Genomic DNA, 19483 nt, shown 5'->3' with positions numbered 1-19483 from the left:
CAGCGGTGGTCCGAACCAGCGCTGGTCCGAGCTAGCGGTGGTCCGAGCGGCCGTGGCGACCGGCCACGAGCTGGTCGGTGGAGGACTGGCGGGGCACCTCGACCCGGGGGTGGGGCGCGGTGTCCTCGACACGGTCGTCGACGCCGTCGCGGTCGCGGTCGACCACGGGGGTCGTGGCGGTCGCGGTCGCGGGAGCCGCAGGGGCGACGGGGGCGGCAGGGGCGCCGGGAGCCGTTTCGAGCTTGCGCTCCAGCTCCCGCTTCTCCTCCTCCAGGCGGGTGACGCGGTCACGCGCCTCCATCCGCGAGGCGCGGAGCCTGCGACGGTTCGCGGCCGAGCGCCGCATGCCGGAGAACATCACGCCCAGGCCGAGCAGGAAGACCGCTCCGGTGGCCACACCCGCGAAGAAGAGCTCCAGCTGGGTGAACTGGAACAGGCGGTCGAACACGGTGAACGAAGCGGTGGTGGTCGATGCCGCGGTCTCGTCCCAGGAAACCGCGATCACGGTCGCACCCGCGAGTACGATCAAGAGAAGTCCCAGCACTATCATGTGGCTACCACCTCAGGCTTTGGCTGTTGTGACAGTCACTGCTGCCCTCGGCGAGCGGGATTATTCATCGGATCCCCATGGTTGCCAGGGAATGTGAAGGACGAGCTGCCGCGGGACGCCACGAACATCGACGTCGTCGTCATCGGAGCGGGGCAGGCGGGCCTCTCCAGCGCCTACTTCCTGAGACGGGCCGGACTGGACTTCACGGTGCTCGACCGCTCCCCCCGGCCCGGCGGCGCGTGGCAGTTCCGCTGGCCGTCCCTCACCCTCGGCGCCACCCACCACGTGCACGACCTGCCAGGGCTGCCGATGGGCGCCGCCGACACGACCCGGCCCTCGGCCGAGGTCGTCTCCGAATACTTCGCCGCCTACGAGCGGGCCTTCGAGCTGCCGGTGCGCCGCCCGGTCGAGGTGCGGGCCGTACGGGAGGGCGCGGAAGGACGGCTGCTGGTGGAGACCGGGGCCGGTGACTGGTCGGCCCGCGCGCTGGTGAACGCCACCGGCACCTGGGACCGCCCGTTCTGGCCCCGCTATCCGGGCCAGGAGACGTTCCGGGGGCGTCAGCTCCACACCGCCGACTACGTGGGCCGCGAGGAGTTCGCGGGCATGCGCGTGGTGGTGGTCGGCGCCGGGGCGTCGGGCATCCAGCTCCTGATGGAGATCGCGGAGGTGGCGACGACCACCTGGGTCACCCGGCGCCCTCCCGCCTTCAGGACGGGGCCGTTCGACGAGAACCTCGGCCGCGAGGCCGTCGCCAGGGTCGACGCCCGCGTCCGGGCGGGGCTCACACCGGGCAGCGTGGTCGGGGCCACCGGCTATCCGCTGACCCCCCAGGTGGAGGCCGCCATGGCGTCGGGTCTCCTCGACCGGCTGCCGATGTTCGACAGGATCACTCCCGAGGGCGTGGCCTGGGACGCGGGGCCCGGCGGGCCCGCCCGTCTGGTCAGGGCGGACGTGATCCTCTGGGCGACCGGGTTCCGGCCCGTCATCGGCCACCTCGCCCCGCTGCGCCTGCGCGAGCCCGGCGGCGGCATCCGGGTCGAGGACACCCGGGCCGTCCTCGACCCCCGCGTCCACCTGGTCGGCTACGGCCCCTCCGCCAGCACCGTCGGCGCCAACCGCGCGGGCCGTACCGCCGTACGGCACATCCGCCGTCTGCTCGCCGAGCCCGCCGGTTCCGGGCGGCCGGTCCCCTCCGCGGCGGCGTGAGGGATTACGGTCGTCTCGGGGGCGGAAATGGGGATCTCCCGGAGATTCCCGGCCTGTCGCGGCAGGTCTAGGGTTGACGCCCATGGACCGTACCCGCCTGTATCGCAACGGCGTCCTGGAGGCCGAGGGCTTTCCCATCGACGACATCTCCGAACACGTGGGAGACGAGTCCGCCGTCGTCTGGTTCGACCTCTGCTCACCCACGCAGGCGGACCTGGCGAAGATCAGCGAGGAGCTGGGCCTGCACCCCCTCGCCGTCGAGGACGCGCTCCACAGCCACCAGCGCCCCAAGCTCGACACCTACGACAGCCACCTGTTCATCACCACCTACGCGGCGAGGCTGGCGGACAGCGGGATCGACTTCATCGAGGTCTCGATCTTCGCGACCAAGAACGCCCTGGTCACCGTGCGGGAGAACCCCGAGTTCGACATCGACGAGGTGATCAGGCGCTGGGACGCCAACGCCGCCATGGTGAGGTTCGGGGTTCCGTACCTGCTGCACGGCCTGCTCGACTACATCGTGGACGGCTACTTCGACGTGCTGCAGGGGGTGGACGACCGGGTCGAGGAGCTGGAGGACGATCTCTTCCAGGACAATCCCGGGGACATGCCGCACATCCAGCGCCGGACCTTCGAGATGCACAAGAAGCTGGTGCGCTTCCGGCGGCTGGCGGTGCCGACGCGCGAGGTCGTGGGCAGCCTGCTGCGCAGGGAGGACGTCCTGGATCCCAGGCTGATCCCGTACTACCAGGACATCTACGACCACACCCTGCGCACCGCGGAGTGGAGCGAGTCCCTGCAGGACCTGGTGAGCAACGTCCGCGAGGCCCACATGAACCAGCAGGGGTTCCGGCTCAACGACATCATGAAGAAGATCACCAGCTGGGCGGCCATCATCGCGGTGCCCACGATGATCACCGGTTTCTACGGGCAGAACGTGCCCTACCCCGGGTTCGCCCAGTCGGTCGGGTTCTGGACGTCCACGATCCTGATCATCGTGGGCACGGTGCTGCTCTACCGGGCGTTCAAGAAGCGCAACTGGCTCTGACCCGGTCGCCGTCCCCGCCCGCCGGGTCACCTGATCGGCCGGAAGGCCGCCCGCCGTAGCCTGCCCGCGGTCACCTGATCAGCTGGGAGACCGCCCGCCGTCCCCCGCCCGCCGGGTCACCTGATCGGCCGGGAGACCGCCCGCCGTAGCCTGGCCTCAGGGGAGAACGGCCGGGTCCTGCCCGGCATCCGGCAGGGATCGGCGATCGGTGAGGGACGAGCTACATGGCACGCGGACGGCTGCGCGTCTACCTGGGGGCGGCCCCCGGGGTGGGCAAGACCTTCGCGATGCTGGCCGAGGGGCGCAGGCGCGGGGAGCGCGGCACCGACGTGGTGGTCGGGCTGGTGGAGACACACGGCCGCGAGCGCGTCGAGAGGCTGCTGGAGGGGATGGAGATCGTCCCTCGGGTGGCGGTTGAGCACCGGGGGGCCGTGTTCGGCGAGCTGGACGTGGACGCCGTCGTCGCGAGGAGGCCGGAGGTCGTCCTGGTCGACGAGCTGGCCCACACCAACGTGCCGGGCTCGCGCAACGCCAAGCGCTGGCAGGACGTGGAGGAGATCCTGGAGGCCGGGATCGACGTGGTCTCCACTCTCAACGTGCAGCACCTGGAGTCGCTCGCGGACGCGGTCGAGGAGATCACCGGGGTGGCCCAGCGCGAGACGCTGCCCGACGAGGTGGTGCGGCGGGACGGGCAGGTGGAGCTGGTGGACATGGCCCCGGAGGCGTTGCGCCGCCGGATGGCGCACGGCAACGTGTACGCGCCGGAGCGGGTGGACGCGGCCCTGTCGAAGTACTTCCGGCTCGGCAACCTGACGGCGCTGCGCGAGCTCGCGCTGCTGTGGGTGGCGGGAGAGGTCGGCGACAGCCTCGGTCACTACCGCTCGGAACACCGTGTCGCGGGGGTGTGGGAGACCCGGGAGCGGGTGGTGGTGGCGCTGGCGGGGGGCCCGGAGGGGGAGACCCTGGTGCGCCGGGCGGCGCGGATCGCGGCCAGGTCCCCGCGGGCGGACCTGCTGGCGGTGCACGTGACGAGGGCCGACGGGCCGGCGAACGCCGATCCGGCGCGCCTGGCCAGGCAGCGCGCGCTGGTGGAGAGCCTGGGCGGCGGCTACCACCAGGTGGTGGGCGACGACGTGCCGAGGGCGCTGCTGGACTTCTCCCGGCGGGTGAACGCCACGCAGCTGGTGCTGGGGGTCTCCCGGCGCGGGTGGCTCGCGCGGACCCTCTCCCGAGGGGTCGGGGTGACCACCGCCGCGTCCTCGGGAACCGTCGACGTGCACATGATCACCCACGAGGAGGCGGGGAGGCCCGGCGGACGCGGCCCGTCGCGCGCCGCGCTCACCCGCTCCCGCAGGCTCGCCGGTTGGGGGACGGCGCTGCTCGGGCTCCCCCTGCTCACCGCCGTCCTCCTGGGGTTGAGTCACGCGACGCTGCCGAGCGTGATACTGCTGTTCCTGCTGATGGTGGTCTGCGTCGCGCTGGCCGGTGGCATGTGGCCCGCGATCACCGCCGCGGTGGCCGGTTTCGCCCTCCTCAACTGGTACTTCACGCCGCCGTTCCACTCGCTGGCCGTGACCCGGCCGGAGAACCTGCTCGCCCTGGTCGTCTACGTGCTGGTAGCGGTCATGGTGAGCGCGGTCGTCGACCTGGCGGCCCGCCGCGCGAGGGAGGCCGCCCTCGCGGGCGCGGAGGCCGAGGTGCTGGCGACCCTCGCCGGATACGTGCTGCGGGGCGAGGCGGCGCTGCCGTCCCTGCTCTCCAGGCTCAGGGAGGTCTTCGGGCTCGCCTCCGTCACCCTGCTGGAACGCCGCCCCGACGGCTCCCCCGCCCCGCCTGGTCCGGGCGGCTCCTCCGGCTCCTCCGGTTCGTCCGGCGCGTCTGGTCCGGGCGGTCCGGGTGGCCCGGAAAGTCTGGACGGCTCGGATGGTTCGGACGGCTGGCGGATCGTGGCGACCGGGGGTGGGGAGCCGTCCACCCGTCCCGGCGTCGCCGACACCGACGTGGTCGTCGACGACGACCTGGTCCTGGCCGTACGCGGGTGGCTGCCCGGCACGTCCGGACGCCGGGTGCTGGAGGCGTTCGCCGCGGAGGCGGCGGTGGCGCTGCGCCACCAGCGCCTCGCCGAGCAGGCGGAGCGGCTGCGCCCGCTCGCCGAGGCCGACAGGATGCGCACCGCGCTGCTCGCCGCCGTCAGCCATGACCTGCGCACCCCGCTCGCCTCCGCGAAGGCCGCCGTGGAGGGCCTGCGCGCCACCGACGTCGACTGGTCGCCGGAGGACAGGGCGGAACTGCTCGCCACGGCCGACGAGTCCCTGGTCAAGCTGGACCGCCTCGTCGCGAACCTACTCGACATGAGCCGCCTGCAGGCGGGAGTGCTCGGGCTGACGCTCCAGCCGACGGCGCTTGAGGACATCGTCCCTCGGGTCGTCGACGAGCTGGGGCCGCCGTACGACCGGGTGCTGAACCGCCTGCCCGAGGATCTCCCCGAGATCGCCGCCGACCCCGCGCTGCTCGAACGCGTACTGGTCAACCTCGTCTCCAACGCCGTCCGCTACAGCCCGCCGGGCGTCGCCGTGCTGGTCGGCGCGAGCATGGGAGACGGAGGCGACGGCGGTGACGGTGACGGTGACGGCGGCGAACATGTGGAGATCAGGGTCGTCGACCGGGGGCCGGGCATCCCCGAGGAGTCGCGAGACCGGGTCTTCATGCCCTTCCAGCGGCTGGGCGACCGTGACAACGCCACCGGTGTCGGTCTCGGCCTCGCGCTCTCCCGGGGGCTGGCGGAGGCGATGGGCGGCACCCTCGTACCGGACGAGACACCGGGCGGGGGTCTCACCATGGTCCTGACGCTGCCCGTCTTCCCGCGGCACCGGGCCGCGCCCGTACCCGTGGAGGACCCGTGACGCGCATCCTCGTCGTCGACGACGAACCCCAGCTCCTGCGGGCGCTGCGGATCAACCTGGCCGCCCGCGGGTACGAGGTGGCCGTGGCCGCCGACGGAGCCGCCGCCCTGCGCCAGGCCGCCGACCGGCACCCCGACCTGGTCGTGCTCGACCTCGGCCTGCCCGACATGGACGGGGTGGACGTCATCCACGGGCTGCGCGGCTGGACCACCGTCCCGATCATCGTGCTGTCCGGCCGGGCCGAGGGCCGCGACAAGGTGGAGGCCCTGGACGCGGGCGCGGACGACTACGTCATCAAGCCGTTCGGCGTCGACGAGCTGCTCGCCAGGATCCGCGCGGTGTCGCGTCGCGCCTCGGTCACCGAGGAGGAACCGGCCCGGTTCGTGATCGGCGAGCACGAGGTGGACCTGGCGGGCAAGACCGTCTCCGGGGGCGTGCGGCTCACCCCCACCGAGTGGCGCCTGCTGGAGATCCTGGTCCGCAACCCCGGCAAGCTGATCACCCAGCGCCGCCTGCTGAACGAGGTCTGGGGCGCCGCCTACAGCAAGGAGACCAACTACCTTCGCCAGTACATGGCCCAGATGCGCAAGAAACTGGAGCGCGACCCCGCCCACCCGGTCCACCTGCTCACCGAGCCGGGCATGGGCTACCGCTTCCAGCCCTGAACCCTTCCCGCCCTGGCCGCTTTCCGCCCTGAACCCTTCCCGCCCTGGAACCTTCCCGTCCTGACCGCTTCCCGCCCCGGACCCTTCGTCCTGACCGGCCGCCCTCCGGGTACGGTCTCAACCAGCGGACACCCCCGTGTCAACCAGGGGATTACCGGGAATCGGTCAAGCATGAGCCTGTAGACCCTTCTGGAGGCATGGGTGAGCACGCGGGGGGTGGTCACCGTGATGCTCGGCGCCGCGGTGCTCTTCTCACTGTCGACGCACGACGACACGCGTGCGAGGGCCGCGCCGGCCCGGGTCGCGCCGCTGGACAATCCAGATGGCGTGGGTCCCGGTCTGGCGCCCGTCAGGTCGACCGGGGACCGGGGCACCGCCGTCAGGCTGATCGGGAGGCTCCGGGTCAGGCCGATGGGTTCCAAGGCCGGCTACAGCCGGACCAGGTTCGGCGAGAACTGGGCCGACACCGCCAAGGGAGTGCCGTACGCGCGCAACGGCTGCCGTACCCGCGACGACCTGCTGGCCCGCGACGGCGAGGACGTGCGCTACCGCCGCGGCTCCGACTGCGTGGTGGTCTCCATGAAGTTGCGCGATCCCTACACCGGCCGGATCGTCCGCTGGACCAAGAAGCGCTCCGACGAGATCCAGGTCGACCACGTGGTCCCGCTGTCCTACGAGTGGCGGATGGGGGCCTCCCGCTGGCCGCTGTCCAAGCGGAAGCGCATCGCCAACGACCCGCTCAACCTCCTCCCGGTGTACGGCGACGCCAACGAGGCCAAGGGTGGCTCGGGACCGGCGTCCTGGCTCCCGCCCGTACGGAGGGTCCGCTGTGCCTACGTCGTCCGCTTCGCCCAGGTGGCCCTGAAATACAACCTGCCGGTCACCCGCGCGGACAAGAGAGTCATGCTCGCCCAGTGCCGGTGACATTCGCACGCGCACGACCGCTCGAAGGCGGGGCCGTACGAAGGCGGGGCCGTACGAAGGCGGGACGCGGTCGGAGGCGGGTGTCGCTCAGAAGCGGCGGAGCAGGGCCTGTTTGGCGGTGGTGAACTCCTCGTCGGTGAGGATGCCGTCCTTGTGCAGGTCACCGAGCTCGCGCAGGCGGCGCAGCAGCGAGTCGGGGTCGTGGCCGGAGGACGGTGCGGGTGCCGCGGGTGCCGCGGATGTCGCGGTGGCCTCGATCGCTGGAGGCTCCGCGGCGGAGGACAGCCGGGGGCCCGAGGGGTGCGGCAGCCTGGCGAGGATCGCGGCGACGAGCAGCGCCGTCGTGCGGGTCTCCTTGTCGAAGCCCCACAGGACCAGGCAGTGCGGGTCGTGCTTGGGAGCGAGCTTGTGCGGTGCCGCGCCCTTCACGTGGAAGCGGAGATAGCCGTTCTCCAGGCCCGAGGTCGGGAACCACTCCACGCCGTTCAGGTCCTTCAGCGCGATCCGCTGGGGACCGGCCGACTTCTTGCCCTCCTCCGTCGACCAGCTCCATTCGAGGCGGATCGACTCGCCGTCGAACGTCGCCGTGCCGTCACCCGCCGGGACCACCACGGGCAGCGCCGGGCCCGGCATGAGATAACGCTCCGAGGGACCGTCCGGCACCTGCTCGATCACCAGCGCGTTGCGCACCTCGTCGACGAAGTACTCGGCGGCACCGGTGCGGTCGGCGTCCACGACCAGCTGGTAGGGGTCGGAGGTGTCGGCGATCCGCCCGAGCGCCGCCTGGTTGAACGGGTCGGCGCCCTCGCGCAGCCGCAGCCGCAGCCTGCCGCCCTTCCGGCCGGGCTCGTAGGCGATTCCGGCCACCGCCTCCAGCGGCACCCGCACCTCGCCCAGCAACTGCCGCAGTTTCTTCACGCTCCGGTCGCGGCCGGGAACGATCCGCAGGATCTCGCCGTCGAACGTCCAGGTTCCGTCACGCACCATGACCTCCGCCATACGGTGATCGTATGGTGAGCCGGTCGCGTGACGCGCATGATCGGGTGTCGAATCGTCAGGGGCGGCGCGACGCGAACGGCCCGGCTTCCGATCGGGCGGCGCGGTCTTCTATTCTTCGAAGTCGACCAGGCCACCTTCGGAGCCGCTCCACAACCGTCTTCCCAGCCGGTCGCCGACCGCCTCCGGAGCCGATCACCAGCAGGCGAAGGAACTCCCGTGACCTCTCCGGCCCTCACCATCGACGAACTGACCGCCCGGCGAGACGATGCCCAGCGTGACTACGACGCGCTCGTCCGGCGCGGTCTGTCCCTCGACCTGACGCGGGGCAAGCCGTCGGCGCGGCAGCTCGACCTCTCCGAGGCACTGCTGGACCTGCCCGGCGGTCACACCGCCGCGGATGGCACCGACTGCCGAAACTACGGCGGGCTCCAGGGTCTGGCCGAGCTCAGGGAGATCTTCAGCGGCCCGCTGCAGGTGCCCGCCGCCCAGCTCGTCGCCGCCGGCAACTCCAGCCTCTCGCTGATGCACGACTCGATCGTCCACGCCCTGCTCGGGACGCTGCCCGGCGCCGAGCGCCGCTGGGCCGACGAGCCGCGGATCGCGTTCCTGTGCCCGGTCCCCGGGTACGACCGCCACTTCGCCCTGTGCGAGCGGTTCGGCATCGAGCTGATCCCGGTGCCGATGAACGCCGAGGGGCCGGACATGGACGTCGTGGAGCGTCTCGTGCTCGACGACCCCCAGGTCAAGGGCATCTGGTGCGTGCCCAAGTACAGCAACCCCAGCGGTGTCTCCTACGGTGACGAGACGGTGCGGCGCCTGGCCGCGATGCCGGCCGCCGCCCCGGACTTCCGGATCTTCTGGGACAACGCCTACGCCGTGCACCACCTGACCGACACGCCCGTGGAGATCGCCGACGTCCTGGCGCTGTGCGCGGAGAACGGCAACCCCGACCGCGTCTTCGTCTTCGGCTCCACCTCGAAGATCACCTTCGCCGGCTCCGGCGTCTCCTTCTTCGGGTCGTCCCCCGCCAACGTGGCCTGGCTGCTCGGAAACACCGCCAAGGGCACCATCGGTCCCGACAAGCTCAACCATCTCCGCCACGTGGAGTTCCTGCGCGACGCGAACGGCCTGGCCGAGCACATGCGCCGCCACCGGGAGCTGCTGCGGCCGAAGTTCGACGCGGTCGAGACGATCCTCACGAAGGAGCTGGGCGGCAGCGGCCTGGCGACCTGGTCCAGCCCCGAGGGCGGCTACTTCGTCAGCCTCGACGTGCTGGAGGGCTGCGCGCGCGAGGTGGTGCGGCGGGCGGGAGAGGCGGGCATCGCCCTCACCCCCGCGGGCGCCACCCATCCGTACGCGACGGATCCCCGTGACAGCACCATCCGCATCGCCCCCACCTACCCCGAGCTCGACGAGCTGGAGCTGGCCATCTCCGGCCTCGCCACCTGCGTGCGCCTCGTCGCCACCGAGAAGCTCCTGGAGAGTGCCCGCTAGGCACCCGCAGGCGTCCCCTCGGGCATCGGCCGGTCCCTCGGGCATCCGCCGGTCCGTCGGGCGCCCGCCGGTCCGTCGGGCATCCGCCGATCCGTTGGGCGCCCGTCGCGCACCGGGTTCCGCAGGCCCCCGCCGATCCGTCGGCGAGTGCCCCGAACGTCCCTTCGGCCGGTTCGTCGCGCCGGGGGGACGTTCCGCGTTCCCGGCCTCACGCTCCGTGCCCGGCCGTCAAGGAGGTGTCAGGTTAGGGCGGGGGAGCGTCAGGGTCTCGTCCCGAACCGTTCGATCCGCCCCTCGCCGACCTAGCGTCCCCTGTGTCCGGCCATCCGGCCGGGCCGCGAAAGCAGGAGGAAGCATGGGCGTCTCGCACGCGGGTGAAACCCCGTTGCCGCTACCCGTCCGCCGGGGTCCCGAGGTCCCGGCCCCCGCCACCGGACTCCCGGGGCGAGGGGCGGCCGCTTCTCCCGGACGAGGGGCGATCGCTTCTCCCGGACGAGGGGCGATCGCTTCTCCCGGCCCAAGGACTTCTCCCGGCCCAAGGACGACCGCTTCTCCCGGGCCAAGGGCGACCTCGCCCGGCGAGGCCGCCGGCTCCCCGTGGTCGGCGACCACACGTGTCACGGCCACGGGAGACGTCACGATCGGCGGGGTGTCCCTCACCGAGATCGCCCACCGGTTCGGCACTCCCAGCTACGTGATCGACGAGACGGACGTGCGCCTGCGCTGCCGCGCCTACCGGGCCGCGCTCCCGGACGCCGAGATCGCGTACGCGGCCAAGGCGTTCCTCTGCCGCGCGATGGCCGACTGGATGCGGACCGAGGGGGTGAGCCTCGACGTCTGCTCGGGAGGCGAGCTGGCGGTCGCCAGGTCCGCCGGATTCCCCGCGAGGCGGATCATCATGCACGGCAACGCGAAGACACCGGCCGAGCTGCGCAGGGCGGTGGACGAGGGCGTCGGCAGGATCGTGGTGGACAACGTCGGCGAGATCAACAGGCTCGCCGCGCTCGTCCCGATCGACCGTCGCCAGAAGGTGCTGGTCCGGGTGACGCCCGACATAGAGGCGGGCGCCCACCCCAAGATCCGTACCGCGGGCGAGGACCAGAAGTTCGGCCTGTCCGTCCTGAGCGGTGCCGCGGGGGACGCCGTGGCCAGGGTCCTGAACCAGCCCCGGCTCGAACTGGCCGGGCTCCACTGCCACCTGGGCTCGCAGATCGACGACGTCGAGCCGTACGAGCGGGCGGCCAGGATCCTGGTCGGCGAGATGGCCCGGATCCGCGACACCCACCGCGTGGTCCTGCCCGAGCTCGACCTGGGCGGCGGGCACGGCATCGCCTACCTGCCGGGTACGGAGGGACTCGGCCTGGAGCGTTTCGCGGACGCGGTCGTCACCGCGATCACGGAGCGGGCCGCCGGGTTCGGCCTGCCCGTGCCCCGGCTCATCGTGGAACCCGGCCGGGCGATCGCCGGTACCGCCGGGACCACGCTCTACCGTGTCGTCGCGGTCAAGCGCGGGGGCTCGCGGACGTTCGTCGCCGTCGACGGCGGGATGAGCGACAACCCTCGCCCGGCCCTGTACGGGTCGCGCTACACCGTACGGCTCGCCGGGCGCGTTTCCCGCGAGGGGCCGCGCCCGTTCACGGTCGTCGGCCACCACTGCGAGACGGGTGACACGATCGCGGAGGACGTCCCGCTCCCCGCCGACCTGCGGCCGGGCGACCTCGTCGCGCTGGCGGCCACCGGGGCGTACCACCACTCGATGGCGTCGACCTACAACCTCATGGGCCGGCCCCCGGTCGTCGCCGTGCGCGACGGCCGGGCGAGGCTGCTCGTCCGCAGGGAGATGGAGCAGGACCTGATGCGCCGCGACGTGGGCCTGTAGGAGGTCGGCGGCGGGTGAGAACGGCGTAAATGAGCGTAGGGAAAGGGTGAAGAAAACATATCGACATTGGCCCGCGAGCGTTTCCCGGGGTTTCATGGAGGGGCAGAGATCTGCCCCGGCAAATGTCTGCTCCGCAACAGATGTCAGCTTTGCGAAAGGGGTGGTCGCGGTGTTCGGCACCGAACCGGTGGGATTCTCGCTCACCGGAGGGTTCGTCACCGTCGTCGCCACGGCCGCGACCGCCTCGCTGTTCCTCGCCCCGGCGGAGGTCACCGGCCGTGTGCTGATCATGGCGATCGCGGTGTGCGCCTACGCCGCCTGCGGGGTCCGCGCCGGGGTCGCGCTGGCCACGGCCGTCATGGCGTGGTTCTTCTGCACCGGATTCCTGGTCAACGGTGCCGGGGAGCTCAGCTTCGGCAGACCGGACCTGCTCCGCCTCGGCCTGCTCGTCGTCGTCGCGCTGGGCGCGAACGCGTGCGCCGCCGCGTACCGGGCGGTCGCCGCCAGACGCAGGCTCCGCGTCCCGTTGGCCGGAGAAGACCCCTCGCGGCTGGTCCTCGTCCGGAACTGACACGCACCACACGGTCCGAGGGGCCTGTGGTCCACACTGACACGCACCGCACGTTCCGAGGGGTGTGTGGTCCACATGATCCGCGACCGCCCTCCGGAACGGTTCCCCTGCCGTGCCCGGCCGGAGCCGGGCACGGCATTCTCCGCTGTCAGGTCAGGGCTGTCCGGTCAGGCTTCGCGCGAATTTGGGTCGGCGGTGTCTCGCTGGTGAATTTGTCGCAGTTGGCGGGGTACGCGGGAGGCCCGAGAGGCGTTCCCGGAGCGTAGAAGCCCCCCGTCACCGGAACCGGGCGGCCAAGCAGGCACTTCGTCCAGGAGACCTGGCCGGCCGAGTTCTGAACCGTGAGGTGAAGGTACGGAAGGGCGCCGTCCTGAAGGACCGTCGCCGCGACGTCCACCACATTGACGGGATGGCTGGGAATCGTCGAAAGGTCGTGCCAGCGTGGACTCGTTCGCGGGTCGCGGATCCGTGTCGTCCCGTCGCTCCGAACCGACGCGGTGATCGGTTCGAGATGCAGGTACGCCACGGACACGGCGGATGTCGGCGCCGCGGGGCCCGCGGGGCCGACGGGTCCCGCCGGACCGGGTGCGCCAGGCGCGCCCGCGGCTCCCGTGGCGCCGGTCGGTCCCACCGGTCCGGTGGCGCCGGGTTCGCCCGCGGGACCGGCGGGTCCCGCCGCGCCGTCCGCGCCCGCGGGCCCGGGGCCACCGGTGGGGCCCGCGGGACCGGCGGGTCCTGCCGGTCCCTCCGGTCCGATCGGTCCTGCCGGTCCCGCGGGGCCGATCGGTCCTGCCGGTCCTTCCGGCCCGATCGGTCCTGTGAGTCCGTCGGCTCCGGTCGGTCCGATCGGGCCGACGGGCCCGATCGGCCCGATCGGGCCCGTGGCGCCTGTGGCGCCCATGGGGCCCAGCGCGCCCGCAGGACCCGGTGCCCCCGGTGCGCCGGGGGCACCGGTGTCACCCTTCGGTCCCGTCGCTCCCATCGGTCCGGCCGGACCCGCCGCCCCCATGGGACCCGGCGGGCCTGCCGGTCCTTCGGGGCCCGCCGGTCCCATCAACTCGAGCGGGCCGTCCGGAAGGCTCGTCTCGGCCGGTTTCGCCGGATCCGCCGCATTTGCTGGATTCGCCCGGTTCGCCGGGTCTGCGGACTCCGCCGACAGTCCGGGATTCGGCGATTTCCTTCCGCTGTCGCGGCCTTCCCTGCTCTTTCCGCCGGCACGGTTGTGCTTGCCGGGACGGTCACGATCACACGCGCAGTTCTTCCCCTGGCACTTGCAGTCTCCCCGCCTGAGAGGTCTCATCAGGGACACGCGCGCATCGTCCAGCGGGCCGGTCACCCTCCAAGCCGGAAGGGTCTCGCCGCCGGTGTCCCGCGCGTTGAGGGGAATGATGCCTGTGGTGTCGGTTACGGCGTTGGCCGGTGGCTGGCAGGAAAGCGCCAGGACGGCACCGATTGCTGTTGTCGCTACGGACCAGTTTCGAGCACGTTTGCCGGAATTAATAATTTGAGCCCGTCTTCTACCGCTAGAAGTCATCGCATTCCATGTCTTTTGTGATTCCAGGGAATCGGATTGCTTGAACCGCGACGGTGGCGGCAAGCAGGAGTTACCCGATGATCGACACGGCAAAGCGCAACCGCCGTTAACGAGGGTTAAACGGATTCGTCAACGGCGGGGATCTGTCCAGGTTGTCGAGCTCGAAAACCGTGTTCTCCAGGGATCTGTTGCCCTGTAGTAAATGGTCACAATTTAGGCTTCTCGGGTGCCGCGAGGACTTTGGTGTGAACGGTGGGTTCGAGCGCTCCGCCGTTGGCGAATGTGACGCTCCACCGGTTGCCGACCACCGACTCGGAGGCCGTTATGTTGACCCCCAGGGCACTGCCACTCCATTCCCCGGCGACGGCGAGCGTGCCCACGGGGCATATGCCGCCGAGAACGGTCACCGTCGTGTCGGCCGGAACGGGAGTCGGCGTCCCCGCGGAGACCTGCCTGGTGACCAGGGTGCTCGGCCCCGCGGGTCCGGTAGCCCCGGTCAAGCCGATAGGTCCTGTCGGCCCTGCTGGTCCTGTCGGCCCTGCTGGTCCTGTCGGCCCTGCTGGTCCTGTCGGCCCTGCTGGTCCGGTAGCGCCGTCCGCTCCTGCCGGTCTCGTGGCTCCCGTGGCCCCAGCAGGGCCCGCTGGTCCTGTCGGCCCTGCGGGGCCGGACCGGCGGGGCCGCGCAGCCCGATTCCCGGCAGGCCGTCCTCACCGTCGCGGCCATCACGACCGTCACGGCAACAGCAGCGACTTCTCCCGCACCCGCACTTCTTCCGCTTGGCGGCTCCCACCCCATGGACGCGCGAACGGTCGCACCTTCCGGTCACCTCGCGAACAGGTGCGGTCTCGTCGCCGACGATCCTCGCGTTGAGGAAAGGAATTCCCGTGATGTCGGGGACGGCGTCAGCCGGAGTCTGACAGGAAAAAGCCAGAACAGCGCTGATCGTTGTCGCGGCGGACCGGTTTCGAACGCGTTTGCCGGAACTGGTAATTTGAGCCCGACTTCTACCGCTAGAAGTCATCGCATTCCATGTCTTTTGTGATTCAAGGGAGGTGGATTGCTCGAACCGCGATAGTGGCGGCAAGCAGGAGTTACCCGATGATCGACACGGCAAAGCACGACTCCCGTTAACGAGGGTTAAACGGATTCGTCAATTAGGGGAACATGTCCAAATTAATTGGTTTTCTCGCCACGTGTTCTCCGTGAGTGATCGTCCCCTGGGTTCACGCATTCGAGACAAGGGCTGTTTTTTGTCTGTCCGGATTCTTTTGAGTGATTGCTCGAAAAATTGACCACATGCGGGTCATGCGGTTTTTATTGCTCTTTTTCGATGCGTCATCCGACGCCTTCCGGTGCTCTCGCGCCGCCGGGACCGAACCGGCCGCCCGCCGCGTTCTCCGCCCGCACTACCGGCTAGCTGGACTCCCGCACCACGAGCTGGGTCGGGAGGATCACCGGGGGCGCGGGCTCGCCTCTCAGCAGGCCGAGCAGCAGGCGGGCCGAGGCGGCGGCCTGCTCGCCCATGGGGCTGCGTACCGTGGTGAGCGGGGGGTCGGTGTAGAGGGCCGCCTCGATGTCGTCGTACCCCACCACCGCCACGTCGTCGGGCACCCGCCGGCCCGCCCGGCGCAGTGCCCGCATGGCGCCGATCGCCATCAGGTCGTTGGCGGCGAACACCGCGTCCAGCGCGGGATCGTCCTCGAGCAGCTGCGCCATGGCCTCGGCCCCGGAGATCCGGGTGAAGTCGCCGATGGCCACGATCGAGCGACGGCCGGTCTCGCTCAAAACCTCGCGGTAGGCGCCGATCCTGTCCTGGGCGGCGGACATGTCCAGCGGGCCGGAGATCGTGGCGATCCGGCGCCGCCCCCGTTCCAGCAGGTGCCGCACCGCCTGGGCGGCCCCGCCGGTGTTGTCGTTGTCGACCCACGGCACGTCCAGCCGGAAGGCGGGCCTGCCGTGGGAGACGAGGGGGACGCCCGTGGCGGCGAGCGCCGACGGCAGGGGGTCGGCGCCGTGCATCGACACGAGCATGACCCCGTCCACGTGGCGGGCGGCCACGAACTGCCGGGCCCGCACGCGGGCGTCGTCGGAGCCCGCGAGCACGAGCACGACCTGCTTGCCCGCCGCCTCGAACTCGCGGCTGGCCGCGCGTACGACGGTGGAGAACATCGGGTCGTCGGAGACGAGTCCGGACGACGGGTCGGAGACGATGACCGCGATGGAGTCGGTGCGCCGGGTCACCAGGCTGCGCGCCGCGGGGTTGGGGGTGTAGCCCAGGTCGTTCACCGCCCGCATGACGAGGTCGCGGATGTCGGAGGCGACCGTCGGCTCGCCGTTCACCACCCTGGAGACCGTTGACTTGGACACGCCGGCCCGGGTGGCGACAGCCTCCAGGGTGGGTCGTCTCATGTGGTTCTCCCGCAGTTCGTGCCGCCGCCTGACCGGTGGTGCCTGAACGTGCGGTCCCACCCTTTCCCAAGCTTAGTCGGTGATCATGAAGAGAGCGCTCCCTCACAAAGGGTGACCGGAAGGGAGGTTTCTGTCAATGCCCGGAACCGAGCCGGATTTTCCCCCGCGCCGATCGGCGGGAGAAAGCCGGGAAAGCGCTCCCTGGAGAGGATCTTCTTAGCCCCAGCTCACAGCTCGTTGTAACGATGCAAGCGATTGTCCGGGAGCGCTCCCTGAGATGTGCGGTTGATTGCCGGATCATGTGTAGGCCGTTTCGTCCTGGTTAAACGGACACTTGACAGCTCCTGTCGGACAAGAGCAATCTCTGGTTGAGAGAGCGCTCCCCGACTCGATACCGGTACGCACCCCCCACCCCCGAGGAGACGCGATGCCCTCGTCCCGAAGTCCCGGCCGCCGCATGGCCCTGCTGATAGCCGCGGCCGTCACCCTCGTCACGTCCTGTCTCGCGATCATGCCCGCGGCCGCCGCCGACGCACTCCTCTCCCAGGGCAAGACGGCGACCGCCTCGTCCTCGGAGAGCACCGTGGCCTTCCCGGCGTCCGCGGCCGTCGACGGCAACGCGGGCACCCGCTGGTCCAGCGCGTTCAGCGACCCGCAGTGGATCCAGGTCGACCTCGGCGCCAGCGCGACCATCACGCAGGTGACGCTGAACTGGGAGGCCGCCTACGGCAGGGCCTTCCAGATCCAGACCTCGCCCAATGGCACCACCTGGACGCCGATCCACTCCACGACCACCGCCACCGGCGGCAACCAGACACTGGCCGTCAGCGGCACCGGCCGCTACGTGCGCGTGTACGGCACCCAGCGCGCCACCCAGTACGGCTACTCGCTCTGGGAGTTCCAGGTCTACGGGACCATCGGGGACACCAACCCCACCCCGACCCCGACCCCGACGCCCACCCCCGATCCCGACCCCGGCGTGCTCAAGCTGCTGTCCTACGGCAGGCCCGGCGCGGCCTCCACCTCCCAGAGTGACGGGAACTGCTGGGAGTGCACCCCGGCCAGGGCGTTCGACCGCGACCCCGCCTCCCGCTGGGCGACCAGCTCCACCACCGGCTGGGTCGACCCGGGCTGGATCTCCGTCGACCTCGGCGCGACCGCGCAGATCAAGCAGGTCGTCCTCCAGTGGGACCCGGCCTACGCCAGGGCGTTCCAGATCCAGGTCTCGGACAACAACACCACCTGGACGCCGATCTACTCCACGACCACCGGCACCGGCTTCAAGCAGACGCTGACCGTCAACGGCACCGGCCGCTACGTGCGCATGTACGGCACCCAGCGTGCCACCCCGTACGGCTACTCGCTGTGGGAGTTCCAGGTCTGGGGCACCGGTGGCGCCCCGATCACGCCGCCGCCGCTCCCGCAGGACCCGGCCAACCCGCCGACGACGCTCGTCTGGAGCGACGAGTTCAACGGCGGCGCGGGCACCAGGCCCGACTCGGCCAAGTGGACCCAGGACCCGGGAACCGGCCCGAACAACGAGCTTGAGTACTACAAGCCCGAGAACACCGCGATGGACGGCAACGGCAACCTCGTCATCACGGCGCGGCAGGAGACCACCGCCGGATCGTCCTGCCCCGGCGGCCCCTGCCAGTACACCTCCGGGCGCATCAACACCGGCGGCAAGTTCACCTTCACCTACGGCAAGGTCGAGGCCCGCGTCAAGGTCCCGAAGGGCAACGGCCTGTGGCCGGCGTTCTGGATGATGGGCGCCGACTTCCTCACCGGCAGGCCCTGGCCGTACAACGGGGAGATCGACATCCTCGAGGTGCTCGGCAAGGACGTCAAGACCTCCTACTCGACCGTCCACGCCCCCGCCTACAACGGCGGCGGCGGCATCGGCACCCCGTACACGCTGCCCAACGGCGCGGACTTCTCCGACGACTTCCACGTCTGGGCCGCCACCTGGGACAGCAAGGGCATCGTCTACACCCTGGACGGGCGGACGGTCTTCACCCTGAGCAAGGCGCAGGTCGAGGCGACGCGTGGACCGTGGGTCTTCGACCACCCGTTCTACATCATCCTCAACCTCGCGGTGGGCGGCGACTGGCCCGGCCCGCCGGACGCCAGCACCGGCTTCCCCAAGCAGATGCTCGTCGACTACGTGCGCGTCTACAAGTAACCCCCTCGCGCACGTAATCCCCTCCCGCACGTAACCCTCCTGCAAGAACCCCCTCCTGCAAGAACCCCCTCCGCTCCGGCACGGCTCACCCGGGCCGTGCCGGGGCCTCCCCAGAACCGGAGCCCTCACGGCCGGAGTCCCCCCAAAAAGGAGTCCATCCATGCACCCGGCACTCTTCCCAGCCCGCCTACGACGCCGGTTACGCCCGCTGACCCTGGTGACCGCGATAGTGGCGCTCCTGGGCACGTCCCTCGTCATCCACACCACCCAGGCAAGCGCGACGTCGAAGGCCCAGGCGGGGAGTTCGTCCGCCGCGGTCGTACGGGTGGCGGAGTTCCTCGCCGACTGCCCGTTCAGCCACCGGCTGCCCGACGACCCGATCATCTTCCCGAACATGCCCGGCGCGTCGCACATGCACAGCTTCTTCGGCAGCACCACGACCAACGCCAACACGACCCTCGCGTCCCTGCAGAGCTCTCCCAGCAACTGCAACCCGCGCACCGACCTGTCGTCGTACTGGGTGCCGACCCTCTACAACGGCAACACCCCGGTGGAGCCGACCATCACCACGTTCTACTACCTGGGTGAGGGCGTGCGCGACGACATCGTCGCCAGGACCCAGCCGCTCCCGCTGGGCCTGCGGATCGTCGCGGGCAACGCCAAGGCGACCAGCCCCAACGACCCGAGCAGCAACGCCCGCTGGTCGTGCCTGCACGCCGGCCACGTCCCGCCGTCCAAGGACTTCGTGACCTGTCCGGCGGGCACCATGATGGAGTCCTACCTGGACTTCCCGCAGTGCTGGAACGGCAGGGACCTGGACTCGGCCGACCACAAGAGTCACATGGCCTACCCGGTCGGCCAGGCCTGCCCGGCCTCGCACCCGGTGCCTGTGCCGAAGCTGCGCCAGGTGCTGCGCTACCCGGTGAACGGGAATCCGGCCAACTTCCGGTTGGCGTCAGGTCCCGGATACACGATGCACGGCGACTTCTTCAACGCCTGGCCGGTGGCCGAGATGGAGCGTCGCGTGCGCGACTGCATCCGCCCGGTCATCAAGTGCGGCGCGGACGGCACCCCGTCCTGACGCCGGAGTGCCGGATTCGCACCCCGTCCTGACAA

General features: G+C 70.9%; 14 protein-coding genes. 10 read left to right on the top strand and 4 right to left on the bottom strand.

The features are described 5' to 3' along the window. Window positions 1-31 precede the first annotated feature (31 nt). Entirely contained in the window at window positions 32-505 is a 474-nt protein-coding gene (locus tag ACFFRH_RS06035; protein ID WP_344749795.1) for a hypothetical protein, read from the bottom strand. Between the two features lie 138 nt (window positions 506-643). Between ACFFRH_RS06035 and ACFFRH_RS06030 the strand changes: the two genes are divergently transcribed. The 5 genes from ACFFRH_RS06030 (at window position 644) to ACFFRH_RS06010 (ending at window position 7299) form a co-directional block, all read left to right on the top strand. Then, window positions 644-1759, top strand: coding sequence for an FAD-dependent oxidoreductase (locus tag ACFFRH_RS06030; protein WP_344749793.1), 1116 nt, complete (start codon window positions 644-646; stop codon window positions 1757-1759). A gap of 82 nt (window positions 1760-1841) precedes the next feature. After that, window positions 1842-2807, top strand: a complete 966-nt coding sequence (locus ACFFRH_RS06025; RefSeq protein WP_344749792.1) for a magnesium transporter CorA family protein — start codon at window positions 1842-1844, stop codon at window positions 2805-2807. 224 nt (window positions 2808-3031) lie between these two features. Further along, window positions 3032-5710, top strand: coding sequence for a sensor histidine kinase (locus ACFFRH_RS06020; RefSeq protein ID WP_386154855.1), 2679 nt, complete (start codon window positions 3032-3034; stop codon window positions 5708-5710). After that, the gene (locus ACFFRH_RS06015) at window positions 5707-6375 is read left to right on the top strand and encodes a response regulator (RefSeq protein ID WP_344749791.1); all 669 of its coding nucleotides are present in this window, start codon (window positions 5707-5709) and stop codon (window positions 6373-6375) included. The genes ACFFRH_RS06020 and ACFFRH_RS06015 overlap by 4 nt, the downstream gene beginning before the upstream one ends. A gap of 201 nt (window positions 6376-6576) precedes the next feature. Continuing rightward, on the top strand, window positions 6577-7299 hold the full coding sequence (locus ACFFRH_RS06010; protein ID WP_344749790.1) for an HNH endonuclease family protein: 723 nt from the start codon (window positions 6577-6579) through the stop codon (window positions 7297-7299). Window positions 7300-7386: 87 nt separating this feature from the next. Here the strand turns inward: ACFFRH_RS06010 and ACFFRH_RS06005 are convergent, their stop codons facing one another. Then, window positions 7387-8298, bottom strand: coding sequence for a DUF4429 domain-containing protein (locus ACFFRH_RS06005; RefSeq protein ID WP_344749789.1), 912 nt, complete (start codon window positions 8296-8298; stop codon window positions 7387-7389). A gap of 216 nt (window positions 8299-8514) precedes the next feature. On the opposite strand from ACFFRH_RS06005, the gene ACFFRH_RS06000 reads away from it, so the two are divergent. From ACFFRH_RS06000 to ACFFRH_RS05990, 3 genes are all read left to right on the top strand, one after another. Further along, on the top strand, window positions 8515-9792 hold the full coding sequence (locus tag ACFFRH_RS06000) for an aspartate aminotransferase type Ic (protein WP_344749788.1): 1278 nt from the start codon (window positions 8515-8517) through the stop codon (window positions 9790-9792). Between the two features lie 355 nt (window positions 9793-10147). Beyond that, window positions 10148-11671: a diaminopimelate decarboxylase gene (gene lysA, locus ACFFRH_RS05995; RefSeq protein WP_344749787.1), complete on the top strand. Its 1524-nt coding sequence runs from the start codon at window positions 10148-10150 to the stop codon at window positions 11669-11671. A 169-nt stretch (window positions 11672-11840) separates the two neighbouring features. Then, entirely contained in the window at window positions 11841-12242 is a 402-nt protein-coding gene (locus tag ACFFRH_RS05990; RefSeq protein ID WP_344749786.1) for a hypothetical protein, read from the top strand. Between the two features lie 1740 nt (window positions 12243-13982). Here the strand turns inward: ACFFRH_RS05990 and ACFFRH_RS05985 are convergent. Both ACFFRH_RS05985 and ACFFRH_RS05980 read right to left on the bottom strand, forming a co-directional pair. After that, window positions 13983-14276 carry a hypothetical protein gene (locus ACFFRH_RS05985; RefSeq protein WP_344749785.1) on the bottom strand — a complete coding sequence of 98 codons (294 nt, stop codon included), beginning with the start codon at window positions 14274-14276 and terminating at the stop codon, window positions 13983-13985. Between the two features lie 913 nt (window positions 14277-15189). Next, window positions 15190-16185: a LacI family DNA-binding transcriptional regulator gene (locus ACFFRH_RS05980; protein WP_344749784.1), complete on the bottom strand. Its 996-nt coding sequence runs from the start codon at window positions 16183-16185 to the stop codon at window positions 15190-15192. A gap of 427 nt (window positions 16186-16612) precedes the next feature. Here ACFFRH_RS05980 and ACFFRH_RS05975 point away from each other — a divergent pair, with 427 nt between their 5' ends. After that, window positions 16613-18367 carry a discoidin domain-containing protein gene (locus ACFFRH_RS05975; RefSeq protein WP_386154848.1) on the top strand — a complete coding sequence of 585 codons (1755 nt, stop codon included), beginning with the start codon at window positions 16613-16615 and terminating at the stop codon, window positions 18365-18367. A 160-nt stretch (window positions 18368-18527) separates the two neighbouring features. Further along, window positions 18528-19448: a DUF1996 domain-containing protein gene (locus ACFFRH_RS05970; RefSeq protein ID WP_344749782.1), complete on the top strand. Its 921-nt coding sequence runs from the start codon at window positions 18528-18530 to the stop codon at window positions 19446-19448. The last annotated feature ends 35 nt before the right edge of the window (window positions 19449-19483 follow it).

This window comes from Streptosporangium vulgare, assembly GCF_042428775.1.
In the GTDB taxonomy this organism is placed as follows: Bacteria; Actinomycetota; Actinomycetes; order Streptosporangiales; family Streptosporangiaceae; genus Streptosporangium; species Streptosporangium vulgare.
The sequence above is the reverse complement of the archived record's forward strand: the minus strand, read 5'-3'. Positions and strand labels throughout refer to the sequence as shown.

What these genes read in the sequence shown, in the direction of transcription:
- ACFFRH_RS06005 (WP_344749789.1), bottom strand. Translation starts at nt 8,298, where the DNA reads ATGGCGGAGGTCATGGTGCGTGACGGAACCTGGACGTTCGACGGCGAG.
- lysA (WP_344749787.1), top strand. Translation starts at nt 10,148, where the DNA reads ATGGGCGTCTCGCACGCGGGTGAAACCCCGTTGCCGCTACCCGTCCGC.
- ACFFRH_RS05980 (WP_344749784.1), bottom strand. Translation starts at nt 16,185, where the DNA reads ATGAGACGACCCACCCTGGAGGCTGTCGCCACCCGGGCCGGCGTGTCC.
- ACFFRH_RS06025 (WP_344749792.1), top strand. Translation starts at nt 1,842, where the DNA reads ATGGACCGTACCCGCCTGTATCGCAACGGCGTCCTGGAGGCCGAGGGC.
- ACFFRH_RS05975 (WP_386154848.1), top strand. Translation starts at nt 16,613, where the DNA reads ATGCCCTCGTCCCGAAGTCCCGGCCGCCGCATGGCCCTGCTGATAGCC.
- ACFFRH_RS05970 (WP_344749782.1), top strand. Translation starts at nt 18,528, where the DNA reads ATGCACCCGGCACTCTTCCCAGCCCGCCTACGACGCCGGTTACGCCCG.
- ACFFRH_RS06020 (WP_386154855.1), top strand. Translation starts at nt 3,032, where the DNA reads ATGGCACGCGGACGGCTGCGCGTCTACCTGGGGGCGGCCCCCGGGGTG.